Origin of the sequence: Flavivirga abyssicola (assembly GCF_030540775.2) — a bacterium.
In the GTDB taxonomy this organism is placed as follows: domain Bacteria; phylum Bacteroidota; class Bacteroidia; order Flavobacteriales; family Flavobacteriaceae; genus Flavivirga; species Flavivirga abyssicola.
Window position 1 is genome coordinate 3461646 of record NZ_CP141266.1, and the last position, 21123, is coordinate 3482768.

General features: G+C 33.0%; 20 protein-coding genes. 6 read left to right on the plus strand and 14 right to left on the minus strand.

Annotated elements, in window-relative coordinates:
* Positions 1-36 precede the first annotated feature (36 nt).
* The 6 genes from gldG to Q4Q34_RS14630 all read right to left on the minus strand — a co-directional run bounded on the left by gldG (position 37) and on the right by Q4Q34_RS14630 (position 4742).
* On the minus strand, positions 37-1704 hold the full coding sequence (gldG, locus tag Q4Q34_RS14605; protein WP_303315636.1) for a gliding motility-associated ABC transporter substrate-binding protein GldG: 1668 nt from the start codon (positions 1702-1704) through the stop codon (positions 37-39).
* Positions 1697-2182: a hypothetical protein gene (locus tag Q4Q34_RS14610; protein WP_303315634.1), complete on the minus strand. Its 486-nt coding sequence runs from the start codon at positions 2180-2182 to the stop codon at positions 1697-1699. The genes gldG and Q4Q34_RS14610 overlap by 8 nt, the downstream gene beginning before the upstream one ends.
* A complete protein-coding gene (gene gldF, locus Q4Q34_RS14615; protein ID WP_303315632.1) occupies positions 2179-2898 on the minus strand; it encodes a gliding motility-associated ABC transporter permease subunit GldF in 720 nt (239 codons plus the stop codon). Before gldF ends, Q4Q34_RS14610 begins: the two co-directional genes overlap by 4 nt.
* 161 nt (positions 2899-3059) lie before the next feature.
* A complete protein-coding gene (locus tag Q4Q34_RS14620; RefSeq protein WP_303315630.1) occupies positions 3060-3605 on the minus strand; it encodes an isochorismatase family protein in 546 nt (181 codons plus the stop codon).
* A 2-nt stretch (positions 3606-3607) separates the two neighbouring features.
* Positions 3608-3904: a putative quinol monooxygenase gene (locus Q4Q34_RS14625; protein ID WP_303315628.1), complete on the minus strand. Its 297-nt coding sequence runs from the start codon at positions 3902-3904 to the stop codon at positions 3608-3610.
* 1 nt (position 3905) lies between these two features.
* Positions 3906-4742 (minus strand): SAM hydrolase/SAM-dependent halogenase family protein, encoded by an 837-nt coding sequence (locus Q4Q34_RS14630; RefSeq protein ID WP_303315627.1) that lies wholly within the window; start codon positions 4740-4742, stop codon positions 3906-3908.
* Positions 4743-4885: 143 nt separating this feature from the next.
* Between Q4Q34_RS14630 and Q4Q34_RS14635 the strand changes: the two genes are divergently transcribed.
* The gene (locus Q4Q34_RS14635) at positions 4886-5839 is read left to right on the plus strand and encodes a PhoH family protein (protein ID WP_135877884.1); all 954 of its coding nucleotides are present in this window, start codon (positions 4886-4888) and stop codon (positions 5837-5839) included.
* Between the two features lie 152 nt (positions 5840-5991).
* Complete coding sequence (locus tag Q4Q34_RS14640) at positions 5992-6939, plus strand: phosphoribosylaminoimidazolesuccinocarboxamide synthase (protein ID WP_303315624.1); 948 nt, start codon at positions 5992-5994, stop codon at positions 6937-6939.
* A gap of 216 nt (positions 6940-7155) precedes the next feature.
* Here the strand turns inward: Q4Q34_RS14640 and Q4Q34_RS14645 are convergent, their stop codons facing one another.
* The 8 genes from Q4Q34_RS14645 to Q4Q34_RS14680 form a co-directional block, all read right to left on the minus strand.
* Positions 7156-8274, minus strand: coding sequence for a hypothetical protein (locus Q4Q34_RS14645; RefSeq protein ID WP_303315622.1), 1119 nt, complete (start codon positions 8272-8274; stop codon positions 7156-7158).
* Between the two features lie 253 nt (positions 8275-8527).
* On the minus strand, positions 8528-9382 hold the full coding sequence (locus Q4Q34_RS14650; protein WP_303315621.1) for an RNA polymerase sigma factor: 855 nt from the start codon (positions 9380-9382) through the stop codon (positions 8528-8530).
* A gap of 112 nt (positions 9383-9494) precedes the next feature.
* Positions 9495-10028, minus strand: a complete 534-nt coding sequence (locus Q4Q34_RS14655) for a YybH family protein (RefSeq protein WP_303315620.1) — start codon at positions 10026-10028, stop codon at positions 9495-9497.
* A 279-nt stretch (positions 10029-10307) separates the two neighbouring features.
* Positions 10308-11570: an acyloxyacyl hydrolase gene (locus Q4Q34_RS14660; RefSeq protein ID WP_303315617.1), complete on the minus strand. Its 1263-nt coding sequence runs from the start codon at positions 11568-11570 to the stop codon at positions 10308-10310.
* 373 nt (positions 11571-11943) lie between these two features.
* Entirely contained in the window at positions 11944-13044 is a 1101-nt protein-coding gene (locus tag Q4Q34_RS14665; RefSeq protein ID WP_303315615.1) for a serine hydrolase domain-containing protein, read from the minus strand.
* Between the two features lie 41 nt (positions 13045-13085).
* The gene (locus Q4Q34_RS14670; RefSeq protein ID WP_303315613.1) at positions 13086-13460 is read right to left on the minus strand and encodes a TfoX/Sxy family protein; all 375 of its coding nucleotides are present in this window, start codon (positions 13458-13460) and stop codon (positions 13086-13088) included.
* 4 nt (positions 13461-13464) lie between these two features.
* On the minus strand, positions 13465-14553 hold the full coding sequence (locus Q4Q34_RS14675) for a heparan-alpha-glucosaminide N-acetyltransferase domain-containing protein (protein ID WP_303315611.1): 1089 nt from the start codon (positions 14551-14553) through the stop codon (positions 13465-13467).
* 112 nt (positions 14554-14665) lie between these two features.
* Complete coding sequence (locus tag Q4Q34_RS14680; protein WP_303315609.1) at positions 14666-15451, minus strand: carbonic anhydrase; 786 nt, start codon at positions 15449-15451, stop codon at positions 14666-14668.
* A 274-nt stretch (positions 15452-15725) separates the two neighbouring features.
* On the opposite strand from Q4Q34_RS14680, the gene Q4Q34_RS14685 reads away from it, so the two are divergent.
* From Q4Q34_RS14685 to acs, 4 genes are all read left to right on the plus strand, one after another.
* Positions 15726-17114 carry an alanine/glycine:cation symporter family protein gene (locus Q4Q34_RS14685; RefSeq protein ID WP_303315607.1) on the plus strand — a complete coding sequence of 463 codons (1389 nt, stop codon included), beginning with the start codon at positions 15726-15728 and terminating at the stop codon, positions 17112-17114.
* Entirely contained in the window at positions 17104-17361 is a 258-nt protein-coding gene (locus Q4Q34_RS14690; protein ID WP_303315605.1) for a DUF4212 domain-containing protein, read from the plus strand. Before Q4Q34_RS14685 ends, Q4Q34_RS14690 begins: the two co-directional genes overlap by 11 nt.
* Positions 17351-19078, plus strand: a complete 1728-nt coding sequence (locus Q4Q34_RS14695) for a sodium:solute symporter family protein (protein WP_303315603.1) — start codon at positions 17351-17353, stop codon at positions 19076-19078. Before Q4Q34_RS14690 ends, Q4Q34_RS14695 begins: the two co-directional genes overlap by 11 nt.
* Positions 19079-19191: 113 nt before the next feature.
* On the plus strand, positions 19192-21099 hold the full coding sequence (acs, locus tag Q4Q34_RS14700; protein WP_303315601.1) for an acetate--CoA ligase: 1908 nt from the start codon (positions 19192-19194) through the stop codon (positions 21097-21099).
* Positions 21100-21123: the final 24 nt, after the last annotated feature.

Below are 21123 nucleotides of genomic sequence, written 5' to 3' on the forward strand. Positions count from 1 at the left end.
GAAACCGACTAAAATTGGAAACAAACTTATTAACATTTAAGAAGCATGCCTTTTCTTTCTGAAGTAATTAAATCCTATTCCGAAAAAGGTCAATAGCACCAGTGGTAATGCGATGTTTATAAGTTGCCATTTGCTTTTTTGAGTTGCTATTTTTTGCTGATTAAGGAATGCGATGGCTATTTCTTTGGATCGAATGTTTATAAGTCCGTTATCATCTAGTAAGTAATTAACGGCATTGAGTAAAAATTCTTTATTGCCGTAGGTCTTTCCTGTCCATCGATCAAAGCCTAATTCTTGTGGTCTATTTTTTATAACATCATTTTTAATAATATCACCATCGGCTACAACAATCATCTTAGTGGGTATGCTTTTATTTTTTTCTTCCGAAAGTTTAAAAGCCTTTATTTGATTGTTATAAACGGATGTGAATTCACCTTCTAATAAAACCGCGAGTGCTTGATTTCCTTTATTGAAAAGAGTAGGATCTGGTTCCTGAGTCACTAAATCTAAACTTATTTCCCTTGGCATACCTTCCAGTTTAGTTAGAGGTGCTGTTTCTAAAAGAATAGTTTTATTAATATCGTTTTTAAGCGTATCAATTTGGTTTGCAAAGTCAAGTTTTACTAAATTTAGATTATTAACAATGGGGTGATTGCTATTGGAGTTTGCTAATGGTGAATAAGGCCATCGTAAATGTTGAAATTGTGATTGACTACCTTCGCCCATAGCCAGCGTAATAGGAGCAGAGTACAATGTGCTTACTATAACAGGATTAATGCGAACACCGTATTTAAAAAAGAAATCGGTTAAATTTAAATCTCTTGTTACAGCAAAATTACTACCTGTATCATTATACAAGCTATCTTTTTCCATGGTTACAGCATCGATGAGCCATAAACTTTTACCGCCATTCATGGTGAATTGATCTAAGACTAGTTTTTCCTTTTCGGTAAAAGCTTCAGTAGGTTTTGCAGAGATTATTAAATCGTATGCTTTAATGTCTTTAAGTGTTTTTTGAGGATTGCTAGCTACACTATCTAAGGTAAAAGGTGCAATAAAATAGTATTCTCCAAGCTTTTTAACAAAATCTGCGATGTATTTATCTTCCAACTGATTATTACCTCTTAGAATAGCAATTTTTCTACGTTTGGGTTTTGTTAATTTGCTAAATCCATCTGAAAAAGTATATTCTAAATGCTGAACAGAATTACTAACTAATTCCTGTTGTGTAGCTCCTATTTTATTTTTTATTAAAGGAATAATAACTGTTTGATCGTTATAACTGGCTAAAGCCCAAGGAAAAATGACAGCCTGAGTCGCTTTTCCATTTTCTTGTACGCTTAATTGCATGGGTGTTAAACCGCGTTGCGTAAGCTGTTGGATGTTCTGCTCTCTTGTAGATTCGTTTTCTAACGGATTAATAAAATTGAAAATAACATGGCTGTTTTCTGCTGAAAATTCTTCAAGTAATTGATTGGTTTCTTTTTGAAGCCTTCTAAATTCCGAAGGAAAATCATCTCCACTTAAAAAGATATCTACAATAAGAGGAGATTCTATGTCTTTTACAATATTTATGGCAGATTCACTCAATGTATAACGATTATCTGCAGTTAAATCAAAACGTTTGAAGATTTTACTACCTAAAAAATTAATTGCAATTATTACAACTATAAGTATAGCTATATGTTTAATGTTTTTATTCAAAGGTCTTTTTTAATTGATATTGTCTAATACCTACTACGGTATCGTTTTTAAAATCCAGCTCCATGCATTCTTGCTTATTATTGAAAGCACCAGGTTTAAAACCTAAATTATAATTCCATTTATTTGCCGATTCTCTTTTTAAACTGTCATTCCAACCATACCATTCACTTTTCCCTAAGAGTGTTTCTACTTCTTTTTTACTTTTATGGAGAAACAAACTTTTATCAAGTATTTCTTGAGACATTTCATAGCGTAATTCGGGTTTATCTTTCCAGGCTTCAGTATTAAAATATTTTTGATGGTGGTAGCTACTAAAAATATTTAACAATGGGTAAAATACATAAAAATAAACAACAGGGGTTAATAATAAACTTATTAGCAGACTTACCCATTTACGTTTATCTATAGTATTTGCAAATAACCAAACTAAAACAAAAACGAGTATTAGAAAAATAATAAATAAGGGTGTTAAAATCATTTTTTCTCTCTGTTGATATTTATTTTAGTTAGCATTAAAAAGAAAATGGTGACACTTAAAAAATACAAGATATCGCGTGTATCCAATACGCCACGACTCATACTTTTATAATGTACACTCATTCCTAATTGTTCTATAAAATCATTGGAAGCGAAATCTGCAATGCCTTCAAAGCCTATATAGAATAGAAAGCAAATAAAAACGGCTATAATAAATGATACAATTTGATTGTCTGATAAGGAAGATGCATAAACACCAATAGCTGTATAAGCAGCGATTAAAAATAATAATCCGAAATAAGAACCAAGCGTACTCCCCACATCTAAATTACCAATTGGGTTGCCTAATTGATAAACAGTGTAAACATAAAGCAAGGTTGGTATAAGTGCGATTAAAATCAAAATAAAGGCTCCAAAATACTTCCCCAAAATAATATGTATATGCGATATTGGTTTTGTAAGCAGGAGTTCTAGGGTACCTTGCTTTTTTTCATCAGAAAAACTACGCATAGTAACAGCAGGAATTAAGAATATTAAAATCCAAGGTGTTAGTAAAAAGAAAGAAGATAAATCTGCAAATCCATAATCCAGAATATTAAATTCACCTTTAAACAACCATAAGAATAAGCCATTTAAAACTAGAAAAATAGCAATGACTAAATAGCCAATAGGGGATGCGAAAAATGAGTTTATTTCTTTTTTTAGTATAGCTAACATTTATTTTATTTTGTGCATCATAATAAGTAGTTTTTTGACTATTGTTCAAAAGAAATTAAAGTGATGCGCTAATCTATATAAATTTATTTTTTTATTTGAAAGATCTCGGTAACAAATTTATCAATTTGTCTCACATGGACGTTTTATAATTGATTAAAATTTTAAAAAGCGCTCGATATCGCTTCAAAACGCTCCACTTTAATAGCGCCTTTTGTTGGAATCATGTTTTGCCAAACCCAATTGTAATGCTCAATGACTTGCTCAGCACTTAGGTGTGGTCTATGGCCTGTTGTGTGTGCATCTTTTACAACTGTAATGTTATAATCTTTTGCCAGGGCTGAATGTATGGTAGCTTCTACACAAAAATCGGTAGCGCAACCTGTAATGTATAACTCATTAATATTATGAGCTTCTAATTCAGATTTAAGGTTTGAATTATAAAATACATCATTTGCATATTTACTTATTAGTATATCATTTTTAGATACTTGCAATTCTGATAATATTTCCCAGGCTTCTGTGTTGGGAATAAAATCATTATGTTTAGTGCCATCATGCTGAATATAAAAGACCAGATGTCCTGAAGCTCTAAATTTATCTGCTAAAGAATTAATCTTATTTACTACACCGATGGTATCATGTCTTGGAGTTTCTGGAGTAAAGGATCCTTTTTGCATATCGATTACCAGAAGTGCTTTTTGACTCATTGTTAGCTTAAAGTTTCTAATTTATCAACGCTCCATGCCATAGGAGGTATATTAAATAATGGTTTAGTTTTTGCCCAAACGTTTTTAAAGATATCAGAGTGTCTGTAATTCTCTAAATCGTTTTCAGTTTCCCAATAGCTATAAGTGAAAAATATAGTCGGATCGTTTTTGTCTCTATAGAGTTCTAAAAATTTACAGCCTTCAAAATGTCGTATTTTTTCTTTATTAGCTTCAAAATTAGCAAGAAAAGCTTCGATGTTTTGGTCTTGAAACCCCATTTTTACAATTCTAACAAACATATTATGTTTTTATAAAGTTAACACTAATAGCATCCATTAAGCCAAGCCCCATAAGCGATGAGGCGCTTCCAACAGTACCGCTATTACTTTTATAGACCGCAATTTCTAAGAAATCGCCAGAATTAAAAACGACTAAACCTCTACCTTCATCATTACGTTTGTTTTCTTCTATTTCAAAATTTACAAAATCACTGTATTTTTTATAAATAGTCTTAAACTTATTATTTCTAGCTGAAATCTCAAAAGCGCGCCCTTTCTGTATAGTTTCAAAAAAGTGCCTTTTAATATTGGTAATCACATTGCCATAATTATCAATATAAATAACACTACCAATAATTTGTGTTTTATCGTCATTTACATAAGGGACAATATTCTTAATCGGTTTTATTTCTTTAATAGATTTTCCTATAACCTCTAAAGTGCCACCGCGTGCAATGTGGCATGCTGCTTTTACAAACACATCAAGAACGGGAAAGCTAGTTTGTATTTTATCGTGAATATTAATTTCTACGATTTTTTCGGGTGCAATCTCAGCACAAATCATGCTCATAATACCATTATTGGCACAGATGAAAAAATGATCATCAAGTTTTACAGCTATGTGCTTATTTTCCGGATTTATTTCAGAATCAATTCCAATAATATGTATTGTGCCTTTAGGAAAACTACTGTATGCATTTTTAATGATGTATGCCGCTTCAGGAATACTAAAAGGTGAGATAGAATGAGAGATATCAACAATTTTAACATCATGAAGTTCGCTATAAATGGCTCCTTTTGTCGCGCCAGCAAAGTGATCTTTTTCACCAAAATCAGTAGTTAATGTTATTATCGCCATTGGCAAAATTGTTGATATGTTTTTAGCGTTTGGTCACCCAAATTTATGTATTTTTGAGATTTAACAAAACTAATGAAATCATTTCATCGATTAAATATTATTTTGATTTAAATCCGATGAAATAAAAAATTAAACTTGCGCCTTTGAATGAAATTATAATTGAACTTGAAGAAATTACTCCAAAAGAGTTTTTTGGAGCCCAAAACGCCAATATTGTACTTCTAAAAAAGTACTTTCCTAAACTTAAAATTGTTGCAAGAGGTAATAAAATTAAAGCCTTTGGAGACGAGGAATTGTTAGAAGAATTCGATCGTAGAATTACCATGCTTTTAAAACATTTCGCAAAATATAATAAGCTGGACGAGAATGTTATTGAGCGCGTTTTAACGAGCCAAAGCAGTGACGATTATACGACTTCAAAACAAAGTGGAGAAGTTATTGTGCATGGTGTAGGAGGTAAACTTATTAAAGCACAAACAGCAAACCAACGTAAAATGGTAGAGCTTATGCGTAAAAACGATATGGTTTTTGCTATAGGCCCTGCAGGAACAGGTAAAACCTATACAGGTGTTGCATTAGCGGTTCAGGCTTTAAAAAATAAGGAAGTTAAACGTATTATTTTAACGCGTCCGGCGGTGGAGGCTGGTGAGAATTTAGGGTTTCTACCTGGTGATCTAAAAGAAAAATTAGACCCATACATGCAACCATTATATGATGCGTTACGTGATATGATTGCTCCTGAAAAATTAGCACATTATATAGAGAATGGAACCATACAAATAGCACCATTGGCTTTTATGCGTGGACGTACGTTGGATAATGCTTTCGTGATTTTAGATGAAGGGCAAAATACAACACATGCACAAATGAAAATGTTTTTAACGCGTATGGGAAAGAATGCCAAGTTTTTATTAACAGGCGATCCCGGACAGATTGATTTACCACGTCGTACCATTTCGGGTTTAAAAGAAGCCCTTTTAATTTTGAAGAATGTAGACGGTGTAGGTATGATATTTTTAGATGATAAAGACGTCATTCGTCATAAACTGGTTAAGAAGGTTATTGAGGCATACGAAGGCATAGAGAATAGATCTTAATCCCCATTGTCCTTTGGACATTTCCCCAAAGGGGAAAATTTGCGGATTACAATAACATAAATATTAATTTAAAAAGCGTTTTTCTATAATTCAAATATTTAATTTTGAGTTTCTCTCCCTTTGGGAGAGATGTCTGAAAGACAGAGAGGCATATGAGTAATACAATAATAGATACCAATTTCAATTTTCCAAATCAAAAAAGTGTTTACAAAGGAAAAGTAAGAGAAGTATATAATATCAATGATGATGAATTGGTTATGATTGCAACAGACAGACTTTCTGCGTTTGATGTGGTGATGCCAAAAGGAATTCCGTATAAAGGGCAGATTTTAAATCAGATCGCTACTAAAATGATGGCTGCAACAGAAGATTTAGTGCCTAATTGGTTAACGGCCACACCAGACCCTAATGTCGCTGTAGGACATTTGTGCGATCCTTTTAAGGTAGAAATGGTTATTCGTGGCTATATGTCTGGTCATGCAGCACGAGAATATAAAGCGGGTAGACGGATGCTTTGCGGTGTACCTATGCCAGAAGGTATGAAGGAAAACGATAAATTTCCTGAGCCTATTATTACACCAGCTACTAAAGCGGAAATGGGTGGCCATGATGAGGATATCTCCCGGGAAGATATTTTAAAACGAGGTATTGTTTCTGAGGCCGATTATGTGGTGTTAGAAGATTATACTCGTAAATTATTCCAACGTGGAAGTGACATTGCAGCCTCTCGCGGGCTTATTTTAGTAGATACTAAATACGAGTTTGGAAAAACTAAAGACGGACAAATTGTCCTTATTGACGAAATACACACACCGGATTCTTCACGCTATTTTTATGCTGATGGTTATCAAGAACGTCAGGATAAAGGTGAAAGCCAAAAACAGCTTTCTAAAGAATTTGTGAGACAATGGCTTATAGAAAATAATTTTCAAGGTTTGGAAGGGCAAACGGTGCCTTTTATGAGCGATGATTATATTGAATCTGTTAGTGAACGTTATATTGAACTTTACGAGAATATTACAGGCGAAACTTTTGTAAAGGCAGATGTTTCTAATATACAGGAACGTATTGGCGCTAATGTGTTGGAGTATTTAAAATAGAATTGTTTTTTAGCTATCATTAGCTTTAGCTGATGTACTTACAGTTATAAAAAGACCTTGCAAAGAAAATTCGTAAGGTCTTTTTATAATATTCGCTTATCTATTTAGGTATGGGGAAGCGTATATAACAGGTTGGATAAACGTTAATACCGTGTTCAACAATATTAGTCGCCTTAATCCATTTGGATTTTAACTTATTTCCTGAATTAGGATAACCTAAACCGTTCTTATTGGTTTATCTTCAAGGAGTAAATTCTTATGTGCAGCAGCTCCTAAAATGGCTTTTTTAAGTTCTTCGCCAGTCAAATTTGGAAGCCTCCATTTTGTGCCAATCTTTTTAGCCATAGAATCATTTATTTTTATGTCACCAGATATTACCCCCTGTATCAACCAACTATTTTGAGTATCCTCTATTGTATCTACTAATGATCGATAAAATCCTGTAGTAGCATGCCTAACCATTTCAGCTTTATTTTTAATATTTTCCTGTTCATCCTTGCTGTCTTTAACTTCACTCATCACCTTATCTGCATAGCCCTGCGGGTTTAATAGTTCTACAAGTACACTTTCTAATACACTATTTGCAGGAAGATTTCCAGATTTCCCATCTGCTTGAGATGCAATTTCCGTAGTTTTATTTTTATCCCAAACGGTATATGCATCTGTGCCCAAACCGAGCGACTTAATGCTTGGTCCCATGGCTCCTGTTATTGGTATATTTAAACCACCGGTAGCGAGTTTTTCCTTTAGTACACTTATAACAGAATCAGAATCGTCATGTTCTGTCCCTTTTCCAGCATAACAAGATGTGAATCTTATACTTTTTATATCTTTCTTTAATCCCTTTACATCATTGGTTAAAAAAGAGGCTATTTCATCACCAGAATATTCTCCTGATGACCCTATGCCTCCATGTGCAACAATTGCCAAAGACTCGTCTTCTGTCATTTTCGAAAAATTGGAATCCTTTAACAATTCTACAGGCCCTCCCGCTATATTTATACCATAGTCAATAGAAGTTAACTCTACAAAGTTTTTAGTCATCGCATTTTTTGCAAGAGCAACCCTTCTCTGAATAACGTTAGTATTATTATTTTCTTTTGTTTGTAATGGCGGCGATATTTTGATAGTATGGTTGTCGGCTATTTCTTGTAATTGGGTAACTTTTTTAGTTTGTGAACTATTGCTTGCTGTCTCCTGCAGTTTTCTTTGCGTAATGGCTTCAGGTCTGTTGTCTAGGAACTGAGAGGTAAACGGCTGTTTTTGATCATTCCTTGTGTTAGTTGATACTGAGCGTTTTTGGTTTTCTTGATTTTTACCTGCGTGTGCTTGCATGACTTATTTCTTTCGAGTTGCACTTATTGTTTATAATGGTTTTGCATATGAAATATAGCGTATAAAAACCACTAACTTTTCAAATTACCTCGGAACTAAATTTTTTCTAAATTTAGTTTTCCTCTATAAATATAGTTAAATTAAAAATAAGGAGTTTTTCTTAAAAAGCTAGCAATCAAGTTATAAATTCGTTATAAGAATCAGTATAAGTGATTCTTTTTAAATAGCACAGGTCAAATAATTCTCATTTTATCTATAATTCGAAAACATCCTGTATTGCTTTAGAGGACAAGACATTTTTAATAAATTGAGGCTTGTCTTTTTGCTCTTGAAAGTATTGACTTTGATATAGTTTCTGATATTTTGAATGCCCCAAATTATCAAATAATTCTACTTTTTTTGAAACTAGATTGTCAATTTTAGATATGATGTCTTTTTGAAATTGTAAATTTTCAGGATTTACATACCCCTTTTTTATAAACCCTACAGTTTTACGAGCACACCTACAGGGGTTTGAAGTATTTATTAGTCCACATTTATTATTCATAAAACCATACAATTGCTCTCTGGTTCTACTCAATCTTTTTCTGAAATTAGCTTTTGAAATCTCCATAACCTCACTACCTATAGTATGTGGCAATTCAAACAATTCTCCCAACACATAAACCAATCGTTGTTCTGGGGTTAAACAAAGTAACATCCCTTTCATACATGTTAGTTTCGCTTCTTCAATAACCTCTTTTTTATTGTCTTCTTCAAACTCTTCATCTTCTATAGAATCTAACCCTTGCGCATATTCTACCCAAGGAATAGTATGGTAATACTCTTTTTTTCTTTTACTATTCAGAAATTGATTTTTTAAAATGCGATACACCCAGGTTCTAAATTCACTTCTTTGTTCAAATTTATGAAGGTTTATAGCTGCTTTTATTAAGGTTTCTTGTGTTAAGTCATTAGCATCATCAGCATTAGTCGTTAAATTTAAGGCTATATTGTAAATCCAGGTTTGATGCTTTGTAAGCAAGTATTCTAGAGCTAGTTTATTACCAGAAACACTTAAAGAACATAAGATAGAATCGTCTGTATTAATGGTTATTTCGGTTTTCATATATTCAAGTTTTAAAAAAATAAAGACAGGTACAATACCCGTAAGTATTATACCTATCAATAATAATACAAATTACTCTAAATTTGTATAACTAGATAATTGTAATAAAGTTTTAACCTTTTTTGTTAAGTAAATTGTCTCCGTAAGGATTGTCTAAAACCATCAACCATTTACCATTTTTTTGTTTCCGTAATACAACAATTGATAACCCTTTCTGCTTTATTATTGAACCATCTGGAGCCAGTGCTTCCATTGACCAAGGATTAATGTGTGTAGCAATGTTCCCACTGATATAAACTTCATGCCCATGAAAAGCAAAATTAGGACTTACTTCCATAAGCTCTAAAAACTTTTTTCGAATAATCTCTTCCTTTGATTCTGGTTTTTCAGGTTCAAATACAATAACTGCGTGCTTTTCATAGGTAGACATAACGCCTTTTATGTCTTTGTTTTTTAATGAAGTAACCATTTTTTCAATTACTTTTAAAACATCATTTTTTTCTTGAGTCATTTTTTTGTGTTCTTGGCAGCTTCCTAATGTAAATACACTTATAAAAGCTAAGGTTAATAATTTTGTTAATTGCTTTTTTAAGGTTTCCCTTATTGGCATTTTAATTTTTTGTTGTTGTAAATTTTGATCGACCATTTATGTGTAATTTTATAACGTTCGATACTTAGACACAGAAAAAAGGGACGTGTGACAGTAAGGTATTTTTAATTTAAAATTCTCCGACCTTTGTGTCGGGGTTTCCTATTCACCTTTCCTTTGGAGAGGTCAGAACTGCCTTTTTTGGTAGTTCTGGGAGAGGCGAAATACAGGGTTTTGATTTTTGACTAGAAAGCTAAAAGCCTGATCTCAAATTAAATTGGTATGACTTAGAAATAAATGAGTAAATTCTGTTTTTTCAGAGTTTAAAATTTGGAGTTATTTATTTCTGGATTTTAAAATTTTTATATAGCCTATGGCTAATTCTGTGAAATCTGCTTGTCCTAAATTTGAATTTATAAAAGCTCCTAAGTAAAGATTATTAACAGGTTTTTTAGCAGTTCCTATAACATAATATTTTAGTCCAAATCGAGCAGATATTGTGCGTTTAATCTTGAAGTAAGACTCACCGACATCACCAAGTCTATAATTACCACCACTTTCTGTGATAATTTTGGGAACATCTCCCCAACCTTGATTAATGCGCCAGTCAATTTTATATGCAGGTTTAAAAATATTTATACCAACTTGTAAATCTATTCCGAAATGATTTAATAACAATTCACTATTGGCTGTTATGCCAATATTTAAAGCATTAGTAAATGCATTAGACCTTAAGTCTGAAAATTCTCTACCGTTTTGCACAAGAGATTCATTATTTGAAATATAATCGTAATATGCTTGATAAAATCTAAAATATGCACCTAAGCCAAGTTTTAATGTGTTGTTGTATATTTTGCCATACTCTCCCGACATAGTATATACACTTTTTTTATCATCAAAAGCTTGAGAAAGTACATGTATCCCATAACCAGAACGTATTGAGAAATAATCTGAAATAGTCTTTTTTGGTATTTTTACAGGTTGTGCCGAATTTTTTAATGAATTTTTAGAGGTGTTTATTTCTAATCCAAGGCTAATTAGAAAAGAGTTATAACCTTGGTTGGGTAATCTTGTATGTCCGTTAGAATGATGGGTATATCCAGCTCCAACCCGCCAATTAACGTGATCATATTTCATTAAATTATAATACATAAATAATCTAAAAGACCAAGTTAAGTCTGTAGATATCGCTTTATTAAATTCGTTTGTAATCGGGTGGTATTTTTTAGTGACATAAGAAATTCCCGTACCTACGTGGAGATTTATGTTTTTAGATTTAAAAGCATTGAATTCTAAGAAAGGTTGTATTGTAAAAATCTCTCCTAGATTGGTTTTATTGGCTAAATCTGTATATCCTAAACTTATACCTGCTTTTGAGGTTTTTAAATAGGAAGCCCATTCTTGTGTGTGTGTTGTGTGATGCCACCCTAAACTTATAAAGGCTTGTTTTTGAAGCCCTCTATCAGGAAAGCCTGTATTTGGTTCTCCTGTAATGCCAATAAGAATTTCAGGAGTGATGCTAAAAATATTGGAATTGTTTTCTTGCCCCTTTGAAATTAAAACACTTAATAACATTAGGAAAGTAAGTTTGTTTGTCATGAATAAAAATTATGAGAGATAGGATTGGTTAGGGTGAGGTTTAATCTATAATTTATGTTTAATTTTTAATCCACCTTAATTTTAGACGAGAGTAGTTATACAATAAATGATAATGATGAAATTATATATTTGTTAACAAATCTAGGGAGTTTTTAATAAACTAAAAACTATTTATAAGGACTTGTGTGTATTTGGGTTGTTTCAGAGGGCTATATTCTAACTTATTATGGATAACTCAAAACTGTTACAGGCTCTAAAAAATGAGTAACAAATAATAATCTTTTCCTTTACTGATATAAAAGTTTCTACTTCGTAATATTTTTTGCAAACAGAGTATATTCGTTAATCTGTGGAACGATTAGATTCTAAGAACTCATTTTCTAGCTTTTACAAAAATATCTACAATACGTTCAATGGTTTTACCATAGTTAACATTCGATGAGTTAGACAAAGCAATAATAACAAGCTTCTCTTTTGGAAAAATTTCAAATTTTGTAATACCACCAACAGAACCACCATCATGCCCAAAACCTTTTAGTTTTTTTCTTTTAATAATACCCCAGCCAATACCATAGCCCGTTTTTTTACCAATGGATAATTTTTGAGATTTTGTAAACTCCTTGATGATCTCACCTGAAAGAAATTCTTTTTCAATCATGGCGTTTCCAAATTTTATTAAATCATGAGTCGTAGATATGAATCCGCCACCAGCCCATTTGTAGCTATTGTCTACATATGTTGCATTCTTAATAGTGTTAGAGGCATCAATCTGATAAAATGACGCTCTATTTCTAATAATATCTTCATTTTTATCAGCATATGTAGCATGCATATTCAGTTTAGAAAAGATTTCGTGCTTCATAAAATCTAAAAATGAAACGCCACTTGCGCCTTCAACAGCTGCACTTAGTAAGTTAAAGCCATATGAAGAATAAGAATAACGTCTACCTGGTTTAAATAATAAGGAATCGTTTTTAAAAATATCTAAACCAGATTTAACCGTGCTGTATTTTTTTGCCGAAGTATATTCTGAATTTCTATAATGTCTAATACCTGCAATATGCCCAGCAATTTGTCTTACAGTAACGGGATATTTCTTGTTTGGGAAGTACGGAACATATGTCTGAATGGTTGAATCTAAACTTAACTTACCGCTTTCAATTAATTTACCAAGAGCTGTGGATGTTAGTGGTTTTGATACGCTACCAATCCTAAAAAGGGTTTCTCCTGAGCTGACAGGTACTTGATGCTCTATGTCTGCATACCCAAAGCCTTCAGACCATACAATATCGCCATCAATAGAAAGGGCTATATCTATCCCGGGAATGTTCTGCGTTTGTTGTAATGAGTCAATGATACGATGTGCTTTGAATATAGCTGAAGCATATTTAATGTTTTTAATATTCTGACATGTACTTTTAGTTCCAATTAAAAATGGAATTAAGAATATTGAAAGCTTAAATAGAAATCTCATAGATTGCAATTGTATAGATAGAAGACTTTGTCGGAAAAGAATTATTTAGCTTTCTTTTTTTTCGGTTTACTTGCTTTTGCCAATGGATTAAAATGGATACATAAATCTAACCAATAGGATAAATCATCATCATTATCAAAGCCATCTGGTGTTACAAAAATATAGCCTTTCATAGGGCGTCCGGTAAAATCCATAGGCAAGCATTCTGGTTTTTTAAGTTCGGTTTCATAAACAGATTCTCCAATACGTGCCATTAATAAACTATCTCCATATTTTTTATCAATATGAATGCCGCAAAGCATTTTATTGTCTAACTTGAAACATAAACCTCCCATCATTTTTAATTCTGTAAAGTGGGTTCGTTTTTCTTTTAATTGTTGCCGTATTCTATCAGCTAAATACTCATCATAAGCCATAATTTTAATTTTTAAAACGATTAATTAATTTTCGATTCATATTATATACAAACGTATTTGTTTTTGCATAATGAAATGATATAAAGCAGACTACAATTACAAACAGAATGGCTCCAACAATAGCTTCGGTTGGATTTAAAGTCTGATTTAAAAAACGCTTTAGTCCGTAACTTGTAAAGCTTCCAAATAAAATTATAAAATGTATCACATAAATAGATAGTGTTTTTTCTCCTATTCGAGCAATAATAGACTGTTTTAAAAAACGCTCTAGGGCATAAAACAAACCAAATAGCACTAACACATTTCCTAAACGCGTAAACAGATAATTATAACTGGCACTTAATTTTAATAATTCAATACTGGTTATGCTATGTAGTTTTAAAAGTAACCAAGACGAATAATTAATAAGAAAATAACCGACTATAAAGAACGTAATAACTGTGCATAGTTTAAAACGGTTTCTATGCACATGTCTAAAAAATACGGTAGATATAAAAGCACCAAAAGCAGAATAACCAAACCAAGGTAAAATGGTAAAAACGGAACCATTAACCTTTGTCATATAATTAGCAATAGGAAGTGGTAAATTATCTATGACCAAATCTCTGTATAACGGTTCGGAAACAAAACAAAGACAACCTAATGAAAAAAGAATAATTGAAAAAATGTAGCTATAATGTTTGAATAAGATGTGTAAAGAAACTAAAATAATAAGCGATAAACCGATGCACTGTAATACGTCAATTACAAAAAAGTAAGAACTAAAGTAGCCACTAAGCCAACTTACTAAATTAATACGAAGACTATAACCAATTCCTATAAGTAAAAGCCCTCTAAAAAAACCTTTTTTTATTCTTGGCTGATCATCATTTTTAGAATGTGCACGTAACAATAAATACGTAAAAACTAAACCAGAAATGGTGAAAAAGGTAGGTGCTGTAATGCCTCTAAAATAAGACCATATATTATAAGCTATACTAGTAGTGTCTCTATAAACAGGGTCGATTAATGTATCGATAAAATGCCCTTGTAGCATCATTAATATCGCAAATGCTCTAACAGCATCAATAAAATACAAACGATTAGATTGCAAAATGACTGGAATTGGTTATGATAAATATACTTCTATTATCTTAACCCTAATATTACTAAACGAATATATTTATAATTTAATGCCTCTTACAAGCTGTACAACGATGTTTACCCTAGAAATGATAAGTCACAATCCGTTCGTTTAGGGGTTGCTCGTTACGATAATTATTAATCGGCATATTGTTTTTAAGCTTCAAGACTTCCTCTACAGATAAAATAATAGGCTCTTTAAATACAATCCAATTCACACTTTCTGTACAAGGTGGGGTCGTTAAAGAACCATCATAAGAGTAATAATGCTTATTTTCTAAAAGTAAACTCGATAAATCAATTTCTTGATGAATATCCTTTATTGCTCCTTCTTCGATAGGTAAAAAGCTTTCAAAGAATTCGAATAATTGGCTGTCGTCACCCTCTTCTCCTAAAAGCCCTAAAACTGTTATTTTTCCAGTTTTGCTAATATGAACCAAATGCATTTCAATAGGGTAAATAACACCATTTATTTTATGTTCCGAAGGTTCATGAAAATGTATTTGCTTTAAATAATATGTTTCATTCTTGTAGTTTATAGAATCACCAGCTTCAAAATCAAATTGTATAGAATGGCCGTTATTTTCAACTTCACTAATAAGTGTAGTGGGTGTGTATTGTATTTTTAAATCCTTCTGAATTCTTATTGAGTCCACATTTTTATGGATAATATTAATTGGGGATTGATACTTACCACCACAATCAGAATTCTTTTCAATTTCTATCCAGTGTTCTGGCGATGTTTCTCCTGAATAACTCCAGTGATGTTTATTTTCTTGATTTTTTGTGTGTGTATTCTTTTTAGAGTAGTTACAAGAACCGATTGTTAGTAAAAGAATACTTAAAAATAAAGTGATTTTCGCATTCATGATATAAATATTTAATCATTTGTATAATAAGTTCTATGCAAAATTACATTTGACAGCCTTTTAAAACCTTACATTTATCAGGTTTTGATAGTTTTGAGATTAAAGTTATTAACTATTTCGTTTTCGAAATTTAAAGCCCTATGCCCAAGTTGTTGCGACCCTGTATCTGATATATATATTCATAATTAGATTTTCCACATGTTTTAAAATATTGCTTATTAAATTGAACTTGGAGTTTATTTAATACATTTATGAATTGAACTAATAAAGAATTATGAATCTATTAGAACAAATCGTTAAGTCTTTTTCGGATTATGCATGGGGATTGCCTTTGGTAATACTACTTATTGGAGGTGGGTTATACCTTTTAATTTTGTCAAGATTTTTACCATTTAGGTTTATAGGGCATGCCATTGAGATATTAAGAGGAAAATACGATGATCCTAATGACCCAGGGCAAATTAGCCATTTTAAAGCATTGACCACAGCACTTTCTTCAACCATTGGTATGGGGAATATTGCAGGTGTGGCAGTTGCAATTTCTTTTGGTGGCCCTGGTGCCATGTTTTGGATGTGGGTAAGTGCTATTGTAGGGATGTCGACTAAATTTTTCACATCCACATTAGCCATTATGTATCGTGGTAAGGATAGTAGAGGTGACTTACAAGGAGGTCCCATGTATTTTATTATGGAAGGGTTGGGAAAACACTGGAAACCTTTAGCAGTTATGTTTAGTTTCTTTGGGATGATTGGCGCCTTACCTGTCGTTAACGTGAATCAATTAACACAAGCTATAAACGATATTATATTAATACCAAACGGTGTTGTCGTTGGTTTAAAATCTAATCTAATTATTGCATTTATTTTAGTTTCTCTAACCTCGGTTATTATCCTAGGAGGGTTGCAACGCATTAGTAATGCAGCTTCTAAGATGGTCCCTTCTATGGTATTGTTGTATTTCATATTGGTCTTGTACATTTTGATATCAAATTATGAGGTGGTGCCTAAGTATTTAATGATGATTTTTACGGATGCTTTTGCTGCCAATCATTTTACAGGAGATCCTTTTTTAGGGGGTGTCCTAGGCGCACTAGTTTTATTAGGAATTCGCCGTGGTGCATTTTCAAATGAAGCTGGTATAGGTACTGCTCCCATGGCACATGGTGCAGCAAAAACAGATGAGCCTGTGCGTGAAGGTTTGGTAGCTATGTTAGGGCCAGCTATAGATACGCTGGTTGTTTGTACACTTACCGCTTTAGCAATTCTGGTAACAGGTGTTTGGGAAACAACGTCTGATAATGGCGTTAGTTTAACAGCTTCTGCATTTTCCTCTGCCATGCCCGGTTATGGAAAATATTTATTAATGCTTTGCGTGTTAATCTTTAGTGTATCCTCATTATTTTCATATGCTTATTATGGCACAAAATGTATGTCGTTCTTAATAGGTGCAGAGAAAAAACATTACTATAATTATATTTATATTGTAAGTATCATATTAGCTGCTACAACGCCTTTTAGTATGATGCTTAATTTAATTGATGGCACTTTTGCTCTTATGGCAATTCCAACTATGATAGCGACCGTAATAATGGCTCCAAGAGTAGTAAAAGAAATTAAAGCTTATTTTAGAAGAGTTAATAAATATATAAAATATGACAAATAAAGATAATGCAAAAGCCTATTGGAAAGAAAACATAAAATACGTGCTTATATTATTGTTGGTATGGTTCTTAGTATCGTATGGTGCAGGAATTATGTTTAAAGATGCGCTTAATACTATAAAATTGGGAGGTTTTAAATTAGGCTTTTGGTTTGCACAACAAGGCTCTATGTATGTGTTTGTTATACTCATATTTGTATATGTTCGTCTTATGAATAAACTTGATAAAAAGTATGGTTATGACGAATAGTATCCTGTTGGTTGAATCGTTAGGAGTTCAAAATTGGACCTATATTTTAGTCGGAATTACGTTTACATTATATATAGGCATTGCCATTTGGTCTAGAGCAAGTTCTACAAAAGAGTTTTATGTTGCCGGTGGAGGTGTATCCCCGTTAGCTAATGGTATGGCAACTGCTGCTGATTGGATGAGTGCTGCATCTTTTATATCTATGGCTGGTATTATATCCTTTGCAGGTTATGATGGTGCTGTTTATTTAATGGGTTGGACAGGTGGCTACGTTTTGTTAGCATTATTATTGGCACCATACTTACGGAAATTTGGAAAGTTTACGGTATCAGATTTTATAGGGGATCGGTATTATTCAAAAACAGCACGACTTGTGGCCGTGTTTTGTGCTTTATTGGTATCCTTTACTTATGTTGCAGGACAAATGAGAGGCGTTGGTATTGTATTTTCTCGTTTTTTAGAAGTTGATATTGATACGGGCGTTATCATAGGCATGCTTATCGTTTTATTTTATGCTGTTTTAGGCGGCATGAAAGGCATCACATATACGCAAGTAGCACAATATTGTGTTTTGATTTTTGCCTTTATGGTTCCTGCTATTTTTATATCTATTCAAATGACAGGAAATCCTATTCCACAATTGGGGTTTGGTAGTGAATTAGCAGATGGATCCGGAACCTATTTGCTGGATAAATTAGATGGTTTAAGTACCGAGCTTGGTTTTGCAGAATATACTGAAGGTTCTAAATCTTTGATTGATGTTTTTGCTATAACCTTGGCTTTGATGGTAGGAACAGCAGGTTTGCCTCATGTCATAGTTCGTTTTTTTACGGTAAAACGAGTTAAAGACGCACGTAAATCTGCGGGGATTGCTTTATTGTTAATTGTTGTTTTGTATACAACAGCACCAGCAGTAGCTGTTTTTGCAAGAACTAATATGATTGAAACCGTATCGAATCAACCCTATGCTACTGTTCCAGAATGGTTTAAAAAATGGGAAACTACAGAATTGATTGCTTTTACAGATAAAAACAACGATGGCATTATTCAATATGTAGCAGACGATGCTAAAAATGAGTTAGTCGTTGATAGGGATATTATGGTACTGGCTAATCCAGAAATTGCGAACTTGCCAGAATGGGTAATAGCTTTAGTGGCAGCAGGAGGGTTAGCAGCTGCTTTATCTACTGCAGCAGGGTTGCTGTTAGTTATTTCTGCGTCTGTATCTCACGATTTAATTAAAAAGATTTTAAAGCCTTCAATTTCGGAAAAAGGAGAATTAATGGCAGCTCGTTTATCGGCAGTTGGGGCTGTTTGTGTTGCAGGATATTTTGGGATTAATCCACCAGGCTTTGTAGCGGCGGTTGTTGCTTTAGCATTTGGATTAGCAGCAGCATCTTTTTTTCCAGCTATTATTCTAGGTATTTTTTACAAAAGAATGAATAAAGAAGGCGCTATTGCAGGTATGGTGGTTGGTATTACTAGCATGCTGTTGTATATGATTAAATATAAATTAGGGTGGTTTGATGAGGTACTTCCAGATAAAAGTGAGTGGTGGTTTGGTATTTCACCAGAAGGTTTTGGAACCATAGCAATGATTTTAAACTTTATAGTATCTATAGTTATTATGAAGTTTACGCCCAAACCGCCAAAAGATGTTCAGGAAATCGTTGAAAATATTAGAATTCCGAGTGGGGCAGGGCAAGCGACCCATTAAATGTATTGTATATCTATAATTCTATGTTACTCGTATAAATTATGTGTTAATTAGATATTATTTTTATTATTTTAGACAGCCAAATTAATTTTTAGAAAGCAGGTAGGAGTAATATGAGTAATTATCACATTAAGCATTTAGAAGAGTATTATCAAGTTTACAGAAAATCAATAAGAGAACCAGAAAATTTTTGGGAAGAAGTTGCCGAAGAGCATTTTATGTGGCAACGGAAATGGGACCGTGTTTTAAATTGGGATTTTTCTAAACCAGAAGTAACATGGTTTGAAGGTGCTCAATTAAATATTACAGAAAACTGTATTGATAGACATTTATCCACTCGTGGAGATAAAACAGCTATTTTATTTGAACCTAATGATCCGAAAGATGAAGCTGAACATATTACTTACAATCAATTACACCAGCGTGTCAATCAATTTGCCAATGTCTTAAAAGACCAAGGTATTAAAAAGGGAGATCGGGTATGCATTTATTTACCGATGATTCCAGAATTGGCTATTTCTGTTTTGGCATGTGCTAGAATAGGTGCTATTCACTCGGTAGTATTTGCCGGTTTTTCAGCAACGGCATTATCAACTAGAATTAATGATAGCGATTGTAAAATGGTTATTACCAGTGACGGATCTTATAGAGGTCCCAAAACAATTGACTTAAAAGGGATTGTTGATGAAGCTTTAAATGATTGTTCTTGTGTTGAAACGGTGCTGGTAGCGAAACGTATTCACTCAGACATACAAATGATATCTGGTCGCGACAAATGGTTACAACCACTTTTAGATGCTGCTTCAACCAATTGTAAGGCTGAGGTTATGAATGCCGAAGATCCTTTATTCATATTATACACATCAGGTTCAACAGGACAACCAAAAGGTATGGTGCATACTACTGCTGGGTATATGGTTTATACGGCATATTCATTTAAAAATGCATTTCAATATAAAGAAGATGATGTGTATTGGTGTACAGCGGATATAGGTTGGATTACAGGACATAGTTATATTGTTTATGGTCCATTGGCTAATGGAGCAACTACAATTATGTTTGAAGGGGTGCCAAGTTATCCGGACTTTGGACGTTTTTGGGAAATTGTAGAAAAACATAAAGTCAATCAGTTTTACACAGCACCAACAGCTATTCGAGCACTGGCCAAGCAAGGCTTAGAATTGGTTGAAAAATACGATCTATCGTCGCTTAAAGTGTTAGGATCTGTGGGAGAGCCCATAAACGAAGAAGCATGGCATTGGTATAATGATAATATAGGTAAAAAGAAAAGCCCTATAGTGGACACTTGGTGGCAAACCGAAACGGGAGGTATAATGATTACCCCAATTCCTTTTGTAACACCAACAAAACCTACCTATGCTACTTTACCATTTATTGGTATTCAGCCAGCTTTAATGGATGAAAATGGGGATGAATTAAAAGGGAATCAGGTAGATGGTCGCTTATGCATAAAATTCCCGTGGCCTAGTATGGCTCGTACTATTTGGGGAAATCATCAACGCTATAAAGATACCTACTTTTCAGCCTATGAAAATAAATATTTTACTGGTGATGGTGCCTTACGTGATGAGGTAGGATATTATAGAATTACAGGTCGTGTTGACGACGTTATTATTGTTTCTGGTCATAATTTAGGAACAGCACCGATAGAAGATGCCATTAACGAACACCCAGCTGTTGCAGAATCTGCAATTGTAGGTTTCCCACATGATGTAAAAGGAAATGCATTATATGGTTACGTAATTTTAAAGGATGTTGGTGAAACGAGAGATCAGGATAATTTACGCAAAGAAATTAATCAGATTATTACCGAACATATTGGGCCTATTGCTAAATTGGATAAAATTCAATTTACCCAAGGATTACCAAAAACACGCTCTGGTAAAATTATGAGACGTATTTTAAGAAAAATTGCTCATAAAGACACTAGTAATTTAGGGGACACAAGTACGCTTTTAAACCCAGAAGTGGTTCAGGATATTATAGATAATGCTTTTTAAATGGATTTTCGGTGAAAATTAATG